This window comes from Amycolatopsis lurida (assembly GCF_900105055.1).
Lineage (GTDB): Bacteria > Actinomycetota > Actinomycetes > Mycobacteriales > Pseudonocardiaceae > Amycolatopsis > Amycolatopsis lurida.
Map to the genome: position 1 here is coordinate 484,777 of NZ_FNTA01000004.1, position 13,825 is coordinate 498,601.

Here is a 13,825-nt window from a genome sequence, read left to right on the forward strand (position 1 = left end):
AAGGTTATGAAAGTGGCTTTCACAACACCGCCTTGCCCACCCAAAAGCCCGCTCAGTTCGCGCTGGTCCGGCGAAGCCAGCGTGAGACCGCTTCGGCCCGGTTGGCGGCACCGAGCTTGCGCAGAATATGGGTGACGTGGGACTTCACGGTCCCCTCGGATATGAAGAGTCGCCCGGAGATCTGCTGGTTCGACGCACCCGCCGCGAGCAACCGGACGATCTCGGTCTCGCGCTGGGTCAGCCCGAAGTCCTCCGCCGCGATCTCAGGCACCCGCACCGGTGGACGACCGCCCGGCGCGACGAGCCGCTCGATTCCAGCGGCCACTGTGGACAGTCCATCCAGAATGGTCACCCGCGCGAGGATCTGACTGAGCCCCTCTGCGAAGAGGTTGAGCATCGCGCGATCGGTCGCGTCGACGTCGCGGCGCTGGTGATAGCAGTCGCCGTGGACCAGACCGACCACCTGCCCCTGGACCGTCAGTGGCGCGATGCCGTAGGAGCTACAGCCGGAGATCCGGACCAGGTCCCGCGCGACGCGGGGATTGTTCTGCACGTCGTACACCAGCCCCGGCTTCGCCTGCGAGACGACGTCGGTCTCGACGAGCGTGCCGTCGAGCCGGGGCGGATTCGCCTGCCCCGCCGCGACCATCTCTTCGGCCATCCGTGGATCGCGGATGATGCACATGGTGTGCAGCTTCCAGACCGAATCCTCCACACGCGACACCAGAGCGCGGTCGAAGCCGAGACCACAGCATGCCTCGGGGGCGCAGGTGAGCAGTTCTTCGACACCGGTGACGTCGCGGATCTCGGCCAGCGCGCCGCGCACCCGGTCAAGCAGACCGGCGCCGGCGGCGAGCCGGAAGTCCGTGACCGCCGATTCCGCTGAACGGATGCGGGCGAGCAACTCGGTCAATCGTCGCCGCCGCTCCGGCGATACCTCCGGCCCAGCCGAGCGCATCGTCTCGGCGAGCACGGCGTCCCACATGGCCGACAGCGAGCGCAGCGCGTTCGCCGCGTTACCCGCTGGACCCCGCGGCGGGATGAACTCCCGGTCGAGCACGGTGCCGACGTCGGCGGCCAGCTGTTCGAGCCGGGTACCGAGGCCTCCATCGAGCACAGCACCGCCAGGCGACCTGCGAAAACGTTCGAGCGTCATTGCTCACTCCACGACAACCGGAAATACACAATATAAATTGTGCTCGCCAGACGGTCAACCCGGAGGACGACCTCAGTCCCCACCACGAACACGGTGTCGTCCACCGCCGCGCGCTCAGTCCGGAACCGGTTCACCGGATGCCCTGTGTCCGCGTACCCGAACGAAACAGCGCAGACGACCAGGCGGTCGTCCGGGAGACCCAAGTACTCGCGGACGTGACCGGAGTGCATGGCACCGCCGCCTGGGGAATCGTCGCGACGCCGAGGGACTGGGCCGCCAGGAGCAGGTTCGTCACGTAGCCGCCGCAGTCGATCGCACCGTAGGCGCCCTGCTCGCGGTCCGTGGTCACGATCGCCACATGCGGTGCGCCGAAGAAGTCGAAGTTCTTCAACCGCTGCGCCACGCGGGCGTCCCGATCCTCCTTCGAGATGCCTAGGCTGGCGTAGAGGGCGTACCCGGCGGCGCGACGGCGATCGCGGTCGACGCCGTGGTAGCCACTCGACATGTCGAGATCCGGTGCTTCCGCGTGGGTCTCGGCATGCTCGGTCAGACTCTTCGCGAACCGCCGGGTCGTCTCGCCCCTCGTCATGTGGACCTGCCAGAGCTGACCGCAGTGGGCTTCCGGAAGCTGGTGGCCAAGAGGTGGAGCTCAGTACGAACGCGGCAAGCCGAGCACCTGCTGCGAGATGTAGTTCCGCACCATCTCCTGCGAGAACGGCGCGTTGCGCAGCAAGCGGACCTCCCGCCACAGGCGTTCGATGTGGTACTCCCTGGCATACGCGTAACCGCCGAGGGTCGAGAACGCACGGTCACACGCCTCGAAACCGGCCTCCGCGCCGAGGTACTTCGCGGCGGCGGCCTCCGGCCCGCACGGCTTCCCCTCGTCGAACAGCTCCGCCGCGCGCATCGCCATGCCTTCGGCCGCTTCCAGCCGGATCCACGAGTCGGCCAGCGGGTGGGCGACCGCCTGGTTCTGCCCGATCGGCCGGTCGAACACCACCCGGTTCTTCGCGTACTCCGAGGCGAGCTCCAGGGCGGCTCGGCCGAGACCGATGCCTTCCATGCCCACCACGATGCGCTCGGGGTTCAAGCCGTCGAGCAGGTAGTAGAACCCCTTGTCGATCTCGCCGACCAGCCGGTCTTCGGGCACGAAGAGGTCGTCGATGAACAGCTCGTTGGTGTCGATGGCGGCACGGCCCAGCTTGTCGATCTCCCGCACCGCGATGTGCTCACGATCCATGTCCGCGAGGAACAGCGACATCCCCCAGAGCGGTTTGTCGTCGCGACGGGGGGACGTCCGCGCCAGTAGGAGGATCTTCTGCGCGTTCTGCGCGTTGGTGATGAATACCTTCTGGCCGTTGACCTTCCAGCCACCGTTCACCTTCACGGCCTTGGTCTTGATCCGCGAGGTGTCGACACCGGCGTCGGGCTCGGTGACGCCGAACGCCATCAGCAGTTCGCCGGAGGCCAGCCGGGGCAGGAACTCGCGCTTCATCTCCTCCGAGCCGTACTTGACGACCGGTGCGGGCGGGAAGACGTAGAAGTGGATGGCCGAGCCGCCGCTCATCCCCGCACCCGAGGACGAGATCTCGTTCATCATCACGGCCGCCTCACGGAGGCCGAGGCCGATGCCGCCGTACTCCTCCGGGATCATCGCGCCGAGCCAGCCGCCCGCGGCGAACGCCTTGATGAAGTCCCACGGGTATTCGTGCTTGCGGTCCTTGTCCAGCCAGTAGTCGTTGTCAAACTTCCGGGCCAGTTCCCGGGTGGCCGTCCGGACGATCTCGACAGTGTTTTCGGCTTCCGCCATTGCTGCTCTCCTAGTCTTCGTCCGCGAGGACGGGGATGTCTTCCAACGGCGTCGCCGGGTCCAAAGAGGACAGATCGCCGACCGGTGTGCCGGTGAACCTCGACCGGATCGCGCGGCGCATGATCTTGCCGTTCTTGGTCTTGGGCAACGTCTTCACGACGTACACGGCCGGGGCGAACGACCTGCCCGCGTTCGCCAGTGCCGTGGCCCGCAGGTCGTCGAGGTCGACGTCCTGGCGCCGGAGCACGACGAAGGCCACCGCGCGCTGGCCACGGCGTTCGTCGGGGGCGCCGATAACCGCGACCTCCGCGATCCGCCGGTCCTTCAGAAGCGCGGCCTCGATCTCGGCCGGGCCGACCCGGCGACCCGCCAGTTTCAGCGTGTCGTCGGAGCGGCCGTGGATCACCCACGAACCCTCATCGTCAACACTCGCCAGGTCACCATGGACCCAGACGTCGTCGAACCGAGCCCAGTAGGCGTCGAGGTAGCGCTCCCGGTCCTGCCAGAACGCGTGCGTCATCCCCGGGAAGGTGTTGCGGACCGCCAGTTCGCCGATCGCGCCCACGATCGGTTTCCCGTCGTCGTCGAGCACGGCCGCGTCAACGCCGGGCAGTGGCCCGGTGAACGCCGCCGGCGCGGCGGGCAGGAACGGATAGCCGATCAGGATGCCGCCACCGACCTCGGTGCCGCCGCTGTAGTTGACGATCGGGATACGCCGCTCCCCGACCTGCTCGAACAACCACCACCACGTCGGCTCGTCCCACGCTTCGCCGGTGGAGACGAAGGACCTCAGCGTCGACAGGGCGTGCGCGGGCCGCTCGTCCGCGGACCGCAGGGCACGAGCCGCCGTCGGAGCGATGCCCTGCACGGTCACACCGTTACGCTCGACGACCTCCCACAGCCGGTCCGCAGTCGGATGAGTGGGCAGACCCTCGATCATGACGATCGTCGCGCCGAGTTGCAGCGGTCCGGCGATCAGCATGGGGCCGACCAGCCAGCCGAGGTCGGTGATCCAGCAGACCACGTCGTCGGCGTGCACGTCGAAGCCGTAAGCGAAGTCGGTGGCGGTCTTGACCGCGAACCCGCCGTGCGAGTGCACGATGCCCTTGGGCCGCCCCGTGGTCCCGGAGGTGTAGACGATGGTGAGCGGGTCGTTCGACTCCGTCGCCGCGGTCTCGACCGGCTCGGGATCGGCGTCGAGTTCGTCGTAGTAGACGTCGCGGCCGGCCTTCATCGGCACGTCGGTGCCCAGATGCCGGAGGACGACGACCGCGCGGACGGACGGCGCGTCGGCGACCGCGGCGTCGGCGGTGGCCTTGAGCCCGATCTCCTTGCCACGCCGGGTGGTGCCGTCGGCGGTGATCAGCGCGACGGCTTCGGAGTCCTGGAGCCGGGTGGCCAGCGCGTCGGCCGCGTAGCCGCTGAACGCCGGGACCGACACCGCGCCGAGCATCGCGATCGCCAGGAACGCGACCGCGGCTTCCGGGACGACGGGCATGAAGAGCACGACGCGATCACCACGGGACACTCCGAGCGCGGCCAGGTTCGCGGCGAACCGCCGCACCTGGTCGTCCAGTCCGGCGAAGGTCAGCGTCCGGCGCTGCCCCGAGTCGCCTTCGTAGATCACGGCGAGCTTCTCCGACCGCGAGTGGCGGTGGGCGGCCAAGGTCGCGACGTTGATCCGGCCGCCGGGGAACCACCGCGGGAACGGCTTGCCCTCGGACTCGTCCAGCACCCGGATGAACGGTTCGGCGAACTCGACACCGAGGTCGTCGACGACTTCACGCCAGAACCATTCGGGGTCCGCGATGGCCCGGCGGTTCAAGTCGTCCACTCCGGCGAAGCCCCATCGGCGCAGCGCGGCCAGCAGGCGGCTGCGTTCCCGGACCGCGTCGTCCGGGACCCAAGCGATGTCAGGCATGATCAGTCCTGCTTCACGGGGCGCTTCATCATGAGCCCGGCGCGCAGCGCGTCACAGACGATCTCGTCGCGCTGGTTGAGCCCGAAGTGCCGGAACATCACGATGCCGGAATCGTCGCGGCTCTTCGACTCGCGCTTGCTGACGATCTCGGTGCGCACGTGGATGGTGTCGCCGTGGAAGACCGGCTTGGGGAACTTGATCTGCTCGAACCCGAGGTTGCCGAGTGTGGTCCCCTGCGTCGTCTCCGGCACCGTCACCCCGGACACCAGTCCCAGGATGAACAGGCTGTTGACCAGACGCTGGCCGTAGATCGAGTTCTTGCTGTACTCGGCGTCCAGGTGCAGTGGCGCGAGGTTCAGTGTCATGACGCTGAACAGGGTGTTGTCCGCCTCGGTGACGGTGCGGCGGGTCGGGTGGTCGATGACCATCCCGGGTTCGAACTCCTCGAAGTACAGGCCTGCCATCAGACGATCCTTTCAAAAATATTATATATGTGATGAGTCACGCGTGAATCGACAAGGCGTCCGCCAGCTCGATGACGCCTTCGGCCGTCTTCACGTGCGCGATGTCGATGTGCTGCCCTTCGAAGTCGACCGCCGCACTGCCCGCGGCCTCCGCCTCACGGAACGCCGCGATCATCCGGCGGGACTGCTCGACCTGCTCCGGCGACGGCGCGAACACCTCGTTCGCCACCGCAACGTGGGACGGGTGGATCGCGACCAGGCCCCGGTACCCGAGGCCGCGGTTGTCCAGACAGAACCGGCGGCAGCCGTCCAGGTCCTTGATGTCCTGCCATACCCCGGCCACCGGGTGATGGAGGCCGTTCGACCGGGCCGCGAGCACCAGCCGGCTGCGCAGGTAGAGCGTCTCCAGTCCGGCCGGGGTGAATTCGAACCCGAGTTCACGCCCGACGTCGGCGTTCGGCCCCGTGGCACCCAGCAACGACGCCACCCGCGGGCTGGCGGCGGCGATCTCCTCGCAGTGCGCCATCGACGTCGCCGTCTCGAAGCTCAGGATCAGCTTCACCGAACCCGGTTCGAGCTCGTCCCGTTGCTCCAGATGGGTCAGGACTCCGTCGAGGCGGACGATCTCTCGCGCGGTGAACACCTTCGCGAGGAACAAGCCCGCCAGGCCGGGGCGGACGACCGCTTCGAGGTCGGCGCTCAGCAGGCCGCTCACCTCGGGATTGGCGCGTACCCACAGGTCGGGACGCACTCCGTCCGCGGTCAGCCGGTCGATCGTGCCGGCGACAGTCGCGCGAGCCTGATCCTTCTCCGCGGCCGGGACCGAGTCCTCGAGGTCGAGGATCAAGGCGTCCGCCCCCGAGGCGATGCCCTTGTCCGCCCAGGCCGCCTTGTGGCCGGGAACGAAGAGCATCGAGCGATACGGTTTCATCGTGCGTCTCCCTTGACTTCCTCGAAGCTGTTCGCCGTCGTTAAATATAAAATATATACTACGGACCGTGTCGAGGCGAGAGGCGACCGAAATGCTCCAAGAGACGACCACCTTCCGCGGGGCACACGGCCTCCGGCTCAGTGGCGACCGCTGGGAACGGCCCGGCTCAGATCGCGGCACCGTGCTGTTGCTGCACGGCGGCGGCCAGACCCGTCACTCCTGGAACCGCACCGCGCGCGCTCTCGCCGCGGAAGGCTGGCAGGCCTGGACGATCGACACTCGCGGCCACGGCGACAGCGAATGGTCACCGGGCGGCCGGTACACCCTCGACGACTTCACCGCCGACCTCTACGCGATCGTGGCCCAACTGGGCACGAAGCCCGTGGTGGTCGGTGCGTCGCTGGGCGGGCGCACCGCCCTCGCCGCCGAAGGTGAACGCCCCGGCACCCTGGCCGGACTCGTGCTGGTCGACATCACCCACCGCACCGGGCCCTCCGGACAGTCCCGCGTCAAACGATTCATGACCGGTGCGCCGCACGGGTTCGCCACTCTCGAAGAAGCCGCTGACGCCATTTCCGCCTACCGGCCGGAACGACCACGTCCCCGCAGCCTCGACGGCCTCAAGCGCAACCTGCGCCGGGGTGAGGACGGGCGCTGGTATTGGCATTGGGATCCCCGGTTCCTCGGCTCCACCGCCGACGCGGGGTACTACTCCCCCGAACGACTCGGGCGCGCCGCGCGCGCGATCGCGATACCGACCCTGCTCGTGCGCGGCCTGCACTCGGACATCGTGACAGCCGAGTCGGCGGCGGAGTTTCTTGACCTCGTCCCCACCGCGCGCGAGATCGCGGTCACCGCCGGGCACATGATCACCGGCGACGACAACGCCGTCTTCACCACGCACCTGCGAGATTTCCTGACTCACGACGTTGCCTGATGCCAGGAGAAGTACGTGAAGGACCCCTTCCTGTACCTAGGCGCAAGGAAGGGGTCCTTCACGTACTGACGAAGGCGTGAAGGTCGAGTTTCCTCGGCTCAGCCGAGGAAAGGGGTCCTTCACGCACCGCCGTTGTGACTGGTGGGTACCACCGACCCTGCGAGTGACACCTAGGGCGCGTCGAACACCGTGGTCGCCGGGTCCACCGCCGCGCCGCCGCCATCGGCCACCAGTACCTGCCCGGTTATGATCGAAGCGTCCGACGAGGCCAGGAAGGCGCACACCGACGCGATCTCCTCAGGCTCGGCGACCCGACGCAACGGGACGTGTTCCGCCACCAGCTGATAGGCCTCGTCGACCGTGATGCCCTCACGCTGGGCGAGGTAACCCATCGCGCCCTCCCCCAGCGGCGTGCGAACCCAGCCGGGGCACACGCCGTTGACCCGGACGCCACGCGGGCCGTAGTCCCGAGCCAGCCAGCGGACCAGGCCGATCACGCCGGCCTTCGCCGCGCTGTACCCCACGGTGCCGGGCGGCCCGGAGAGCAGACCGGCGGTCGAGGCGAACAGCACCAGCGATCCGCGGCTCTCCACCAGATGCGGAAGTACTTCACCCGCCAGGAAGTACGAGCCGTGCAGGTTCACGTCGAAGGCGCGGAACCACGCGTCGTCCGCCTTGGGACTGGCGGTGCCGGCGACGGCGGCGCCCTGGGTGGCGATCACCGCGTCCAGCCCGCCGAGCTCGGCGACGGCCTGCCGTACGACCTCGGCGACGGCTTCCCGTTGGGTACCGTCGGCGGGCAGGGCGATCCCGCCGATCTCGTCGGCCACTTCCTTGAGCCGGTCGGCGTTGATGTCGGTCACCGCGACGCGAGCGCCGTCCGCGGCGAAGCGGCGCGCTGTCGCCGAGCCCACGCCACCGGCGGCTCCACTGATCAGGACGTTCATGTCGTAGTCTTCTCTCTGTCCACTTCGGACTCGATAGCGGCGTGGGTCTCCCGCAGCCGGAACTTGAGGATCTTGCCCGAGGCGTTGCGGGGCAGTTCGTCCGCGAACACGAAGTACTTGGGCACCTTGTACCCGGCGAGCCGTTCCCGGCAGAACGCCCGGAGCGCGTCCGCGTCGACGGCCTGGTCCGCTTCGGTGACGACGACCGCGCAGCCGACCTCGGTGTAGCGCGTGTCCGGGACCGCGACGACCGCGGCCTCCAGCACCTGCGGGTGGGTCGCCAGCACCTTCTCGACCTCGGCCGGGTAGATGTTCTCCCCGCCACTGCGGATCATGTCCTTGGCCCGGCCCGCCAGATGCAGGAAACCGTCGGCATTGACGTATCCGAGGTCCCCGGTGCGGCACCATCCCTCATGGAAGGTCGCGCGGGTCGCGTCCGGACGGTTCCAGTAACCCTGACTCACCGCCGGGCCGCGCACCTCGATCTCACCGACCTCACCGACCGCGGCCCGTTCACCGAACGGCGTGACGACGCGCGCCTCGGCCAGCGGCAACGGACGGCCGATGCTCTTCGGCTGCGCGAGGAAATCGGCGTCTTCGAGGGTCGTCGCGATCGCGCCGCCTTCGGTCAGGCCGTACACCTGCGTGAGCTTGACTCCGGGCAACCGCCGTTTGACCTCCTCCGCGGTGGACGGCATGAGCGTGTCCCCGCCGAGGATGAGCCGTCGCAGTGATTTCGGCAGCAGCTCTTCCAGGTCGGGCCGGTGCAGCAGCTCGTTGAGCATGAACGGGAAGAGCAGGCAGTCGGTCACCTGCTCCGCGCGCAGCACCTCCAGGAGCCTGTCGACCGTGAAGTTGCCCGAGGGCAGGAACACTCCGCGTCCGTGCATGAGCAGCGCGGGCGCGACGACGGCCTCGAACCCGCCGGCGTGGTAGATCGGCCCGGGGACCAGCGCGACGGTGTCCTCGGAGAACTGCCAGCGCAGGGCCTGTGCCGTCGCGACCGCGACGGTGTTGCGGTGCGTCCAGATCGCGCCCTTCGGCGAGCCGGTGGTGCCCGAGGTGTACAGCAGGCTCATCGGGTCCTGCTCCCCCAGTTCGGGGAGGTCGGCGAGCGGCTCACGACCACGCAGGACGTCGAACGGCGATGCCCATTCAGGCACAGGGTCGTCCGTGTCGGCGAGCACCACGTACGTGCCGACGCCCGCTTCGTGCCGCACAGGCGCGACCCGGTCGGCCAGGCTGCCGTGCACGATCACCACCGACGCACCCGAATCCGCCAGGATGAAGGCCAGTTCCGCCGGTGCGAGCCGGAAATTCAGCCGGACGGTGATCACCCCGAGCCTCGTGGCCGCGAGGAACAGCGGCACGTACTCGGCATCGTTGAACAGCATCAGGCCGAGCCGGTCGCCTTTGCGCAACCCGAGTTCGCCGAGTGCGCGTGCGTACTGCCTTGTCCGCGCGTCTAGCTCGCCGTAGGTCATCCGCACGCGGGTGTCGAAGCTGAACGCGACCCGATCCGCGTGGGGCGCGGCCTCGAGAATCCAGTTGAACGTCATCTCGTCCCTCCCCGCCCTTGCAGGATCTGCTTGAGCTCGGTGAATTCGAGAATCCCCTCGGGCCCGGCCTCCCGGCCCCAGCCCGACCCCTTCATCCCGCCGAACGGCGCCGTGAGCGCCGGACCGAACGCGTTGACGGCGACCGAACCCGCCCGGATCCGGCGGGCGTACTCGACACCCTTCGCCCAGTCTGCGGTGTAGACACTCGCCGACAACCCGTAGCTCGTGTCGTTCGCCAGCCGAAGCCCGTCCTCGGGATCGGTGTAGGTCAGCACGGCCGTGACCGGGCCGAAGACCTCGTTCTGCGCCAGTTCCGAGTCGCGAGCGACATCGGTGACGAGCGTGGGCTCGAAGTACCAGCCGCCGTCGAACCCGTCCGGCTTCTTCCCGCCGGTGACGATCCGTGCCCCGTCGCCGACCGCGCGAGCGAGGAACCCCTCGGTGCGTTCGACGACCGACGGCGAGGCCAGCGGCCCGAGCTGGGTCCGTGGGTCGAGCGGATCGCCGATCGTGAGCCCTTCCCAGGCCTGCCGCAGTACCTCGATGATCTCGTCGTGCCGGCGTTCGGGCACGAGGATCCGGGACAGCGCGGCGCAGACCTGCCCGCCGCCGCTGGTCGCACCCGGCACGAGTGTCTTGAGCACGACGGTCAGGTCCGCGTCGTCGAGGATCAGCGCCGGGGACTTCCCGCCCAGTTCGAGATGCGTGCGGGCGAACCGGTGGCGAGTGGCCTCGATGATCTGCTGCGCGGCCACCCGGCCGCCGGTCAGCGACACCATGTCGACGTACGGGCTCGCCGTCACGGCGCGGCCGACCTCGGCGTCGCCGCAGAGAATGCTCAACGCTCCCTCGGGGAATCCGGCGCCCGCCGCGCAATCGGCGATGATCCGCATGATCAGTTGCGACTCGATCGCCGCCTTGACGATCACCGGGCAGCCCGCGAGCAGCGCCGGGAGCACCTTGCTCGCGATCGTCACGAGCGGTCCGTTGTAGGCGATGACCGCGGCGACGACGCCCGCCGCCTCGCGCCGCAGCACGACATCACCGAGCGCGGACTCGCGGGAGTCGTCGCACAGGACGTGGCCGGCGCTTTCCAGGAGCGTCCGCCAAGCGGCCACGGCGGCGAACCGGTGCAGAGTGCGGCTGTAGCGGACCGGCATCCCGGATTCGACGGCCCAGACCGCCCCCATGTCCTCGAGCCGCGCTTCCAGCGCCGCGCAGAACCGGCCACAGATCTCGACCCGCTCCGTGACCGGGAGTTCCGCCCACGTGGACAGTGCCTCACGAGCGGCCTGGATCGCGGCGAGCGCGTGCTTTTCCGACGGCAGCCCGACCGTGGCGACCGGCTCGCCGGTGCTCGGCGACACGATCTCCCGGCGTCCGCCGTCGGCAGGCACCCAGCCGCCTGCCAGGAACAGCTCGTCCGGATGCGGCACCGCCACGCCGCCGATGGTCACTTCGTCCCCTTCGCCGGGAAGAACGGGCTCACCGGTCGCAGGAACATCGAGCCGAACGGCAGCTTCATGAAGTCCGGCAGGATCATGTCACCGGAGATCAGCTGCCTTTTGACGTCTTCGCGCATCGGTCCGAGGTCGCCGCTGGTCTCGTAGATCGCCAGGTGGCTCACTTCGGGTGTCACGACACCCGGCAAGGGCTTGACGCTCGAGGTGACGAACCGCTGCGCCCGGACGAATCCGGGTGCCGACAGCACCTGCGGGATGTGCTCCTCGTCGTACCACTTGTCGTATTCGGCGCTGTCCTCCGGACGATCGCTGAAGACGAGCCAGAGGTGGCGATCGTCGAGGTCTTCGAGCTTGCCGAAGCGTTCCGAGTGGTGCGGTTCGCTGACCGGTTCGAGGAACAACGCCTTGAACGGCTGGATCATGAAGTCCGGCAGCACCATGTCGCCGGACATGAGCATCCGCTTGACCTCTTCGCGGAAGCCCGCCGGGCTGCCGTCCAATTCGTACAGCGCCGCGTGCCCATAATCGATCGGCTCGGTGCCCGACAGCGGCTTGGTGTCCGCGACCACGAACCGCTGCGCGCCCACCATGCCCAGGGAGTCCATCACCTGCGGGATGTGCTCCTCGTCGTACCACCGGTCGAAGGTGGCGCGCTCACCCGTGAACGTCGAGAAGGCGAAGAACAGGGTGCGGTCTCGGAAAGCGGGGATCATTTACCAGTCCTCTTCGTACGGAGTTTCTCGGTGGCCTGCTCGTCGACGCGCAGGCCTTCGGGATCGTGGTGTGGATCGCCGGTCACCACGACGCCGTAGTCCCTGGCCGCGCCCTCGACGCTGACGTACTCGTTGCGCACGTCGGCGAGCACGCGGGCCGGGTCCCGTTCGAACGGATCACCCCAGCCACCGCCACCGTTGGTGACGCAGCGCAGGATCGTGCCGGGCGTCGTCTTCCACACCGGTTCGCTGGCGAAGTAGTGGTAGACGCCGTTTTCGGGGTCGAGCGCCTTGGACTCCGGGTCGAGGACGCCCGCGACCGGGACACTGCCGGCGTAGACGTCGGTGCCGGTACCGAGCAGGCGCCGCTCGTCCTCGCCGGGCGGGAAGAACCACATCGCCCCGGTGGGGCCTGCCTGGCCGCCGTTGGCTCCGACACCGCTGGGCACCTTGGTACGGAAGGGCGAGAGGTAGTGGCTCGCGTCGGACAGCCAGAGCGTGTCCTTCAGATTCGCCGCACCGCCGCGGAACGTGCCGGCGCCACCGGTGTCGATCGCGTGTTCCTTGCGGAGCATCACGACCGGGGAATCGTGTTCGATCGTCTCCGTCGCCGGGTCGAGGTTGTTCAGGAAGAACAGCACCGTGTAACTGTCACCATCGCCGTCCTTGGTGGCGCCCCACGGACCGTGCTCACCACCGCATTGGGTGGCACTCGTCCAGGGGGTACCGTCGGCGGTCAGCCCGGAAGCGTTGTGGGTGTTGGTGGAGCCGTAGTCGCCCGCCACGCCTTTCTCGCCCAGCACCGGGTTGAGTGCGTCGAAGATGGCCGACACGACGGCCCCAGAGGCCTCCCAGAACATCATGATCCCGCCGTCCGGCGGCAGTGAGGAGACCAGTGTGCCGGGCGGGGTGGCGAGGTCGATGGTGCGCCAGGTCCCCGAGGTGAACGGCACTTCCGGGTCCAGCAGCATCGTCAGCGCGACGCCTACCGCGGTCTTCGTGTCCAGCACCCCGCAGTTGATGCAGGTGCGTGCCTGCGGCGATGTGCCGTCGAGGTCCACCTCGATGTCCTGCCCGCGTTTGCGCAGGGTCACCTTCACCGTGTAATCGACGCTGTCGTCCAAACCGTCGGCGTCGATGACCGCGGAACCGGTGTAGTCGCCGTCGGGGACCAGCGCGATCGCCTCGCGCATCCGCTCGGCGGAGGTGTCACAGGCGTAGGTGAGCGTGCCCAGGTAAGCGTCGAGGCCGTACCGCTCGATGTTCTCCAGCACGAGTTGCTCACCGAGTTTGAGCTGCTGGTGGATGCTCTTGAAGTCCGGCAGCAACATCCCGCCCCAGCGGGTGTTGTCGAAGATCAGACTGAAGGTCGACCGCACGGGTTCGTCCTTGGCCCACAACAGGACCGGTGGGATGACGAGCCCGTTTTCGTACACATTGGACTTCGTGGCGGAGAACCCGCCCGGGACGGTGCCGCCCATGTCGAGCTGATGGGCGCGCATGTTGACGAAAGAGACGATCTCGCCGTCGACGAACACCGGCCGGATGAAGCAGACGTCGTTGACATGCGTGCCGCCGCGATACGGGTCGTTGCAGATCAGCACGTCGCCCGGTGAGAGGTTCTCCGGTCCGTACTCCTCTACCGTGTTCCGCACCGCGTCGCCGAGGGTGCCGAGGAACACCACGAGGCTGTTGCTGACCACCGCCATCGGGTAGCCGCGGTCCGGCGGGCCGCTGATGGTGCAGGCGAAGTCGTACCAGTCGCGGATGATCGGCGAGAACGCCTCGCGCATGAAGCCGGTCGACATGTGCTCCACCGCGTAGCGCAGACGATTCAGGATCACCGCCGTGGTGAACCGGTCACTGCCGTAGGCGGCGGTGAACTCGTCGTCGGAGATATCGCGCAAACGTGTGTCCACTGTGG

The 13,825-nt window shown here is 68.2% G+C and carries 11 protein-coding genes and 1 pseudogene; 1 reads left to right on the plus strand and 11 read right to left on the minus strand.

Annotation, left to right across the window (positions count from 1 at the left end):
• Nucleotides 1-52: 52 nt before the first annotated feature.
• The 6 genes and pseudogenes from BLW75_RS43430 to BLW75_RS07395 form a co-directional block, all read right to left on the minus strand.
• Entirely contained in the window at nt 53-1,156 is a 1,104-nt protein-coding gene (locus BLW75_RS43430; RefSeq protein WP_143055303.1) for a LuxR C-terminal-related transcriptional regulator, read from the minus strand.
• A 130-nt stretch (nt 1,157-1,286) separates the two neighbouring features.
• Nucleotides 1,287-1,775, minus strand: a pseudogene (locus BLW75_RS07375) (nitroreductase family protein); the annotation flags it as partial.
• Nucleotides 1,776-1,805: 30 nt separating this feature from the next.
• Nucleotides 1,806-2,966 carry an acyl-CoA dehydrogenase family protein gene (locus BLW75_RS07380; RefSeq protein ID WP_034307086.1) on the minus strand — a complete coding sequence of 387 codons (1,161 nt, stop codon included), beginning with the start codon at nt 2,964-2,966 and terminating at the stop codon, nt 1,806-1,808.
• A 10-nt stretch (nt 2,967-2,976) separates the two neighbouring features.
• A complete protein-coding gene (locus BLW75_RS07385) occupies nt 2,977-4,887 on the minus strand; it encodes an AMP-binding protein (protein ID WP_034307088.1) in 1,911 nt (636 codons plus the stop codon).
• 2 nt (nt 4,888-4,889) lie between these two features.
• Entirely contained in the window at nt 4,890-5,351 is a 462-nt protein-coding gene (locus tag BLW75_RS07390; protein ID WP_034307090.1) for a MaoC family dehydratase, read from the minus strand.
• Nucleotides 5,352-5,388: 37 nt separating this feature from the next.
• Nucleotides 5,389-6,282, minus strand: coding sequence for an HpcH/HpaI aldolase/citrate lyase family protein (locus tag BLW75_RS07395; protein WP_034307093.1), 894 nt, complete (start codon nt 6,280-6,282; stop codon nt 5,389-5,391).
• A gap of 67 nt (nt 6,283-6,349) precedes the next feature.
• Between BLW75_RS07395 and BLW75_RS07400 the strand changes: the two genes are divergently transcribed.
• Nucleotides 6,350-7,219, plus strand: coding sequence for an alpha/beta fold hydrolase (locus tag BLW75_RS07400; RefSeq protein WP_241783330.1), 870 nt, complete (start codon nt 6,350-6,352; stop codon nt 7,217-7,219).
• A gap of 170 nt (nt 7,220-7,389) precedes the next feature.
• Here BLW75_RS07400 and BLW75_RS07405 read toward each other — a convergent pair whose 3' ends face one another.
• From BLW75_RS07405 to BLW75_RS07425, 5 genes are read right to left on the minus strand one after another with little or no spacing between them, the layout of a single operon-like run.
• A complete protein-coding gene (locus BLW75_RS07405; RefSeq protein WP_034307097.1) occupies nt 7,390-8,166 on the minus strand; it encodes an SDR family NAD(P)-dependent oxidoreductase in 777 nt (258 codons plus the stop codon).
• On the minus strand, nt 8,163-9,725 hold the full coding sequence (locus BLW75_RS07410) for a class I adenylate-forming enzyme family protein (protein WP_091597047.1): 1,563 nt from the start codon (nt 9,723-9,725) through the stop codon (nt 8,163-8,165). The genes BLW75_RS07405 and BLW75_RS07410 overlap by 4 nt, the downstream gene beginning before the upstream one ends.
• Nucleotides 9,722-11,182 carry an aldehyde dehydrogenase family protein gene (locus BLW75_RS07415; protein WP_091597050.1) on the minus strand — a complete coding sequence of 487 codons (1,461 nt, stop codon included), beginning with the start codon at nt 11,180-11,182 and terminating at the stop codon, nt 9,722-9,724. Before BLW75_RS07415 ends, BLW75_RS07410 begins: the two co-directional genes overlap by 4 nt.
• The gene (locus tag BLW75_RS07420; protein ID WP_034307100.1) at nt 11,179-11,901 is read right to left on the minus strand and encodes a hypothetical protein; all 723 of its coding nucleotides are present in this window, start codon (nt 11,899-11,901) and stop codon (nt 11,179-11,181) included. The genes BLW75_RS07415 and BLW75_RS07420 overlap by 4 nt, the downstream gene beginning before the upstream one ends.
• Nucleotides 11,898-13,820, minus strand: coding sequence for a hydantoinase B/oxoprolinase family protein (locus tag BLW75_RS07425; protein WP_091597053.1), 1,923 nt, complete (start codon nt 13,818-13,820; stop codon nt 11,898-11,900). Before BLW75_RS07425 ends, BLW75_RS07420 begins: the two co-directional genes overlap by 4 nt.
• Nucleotides 13,821-13,825 lie beyond the last annotated feature (5 nt).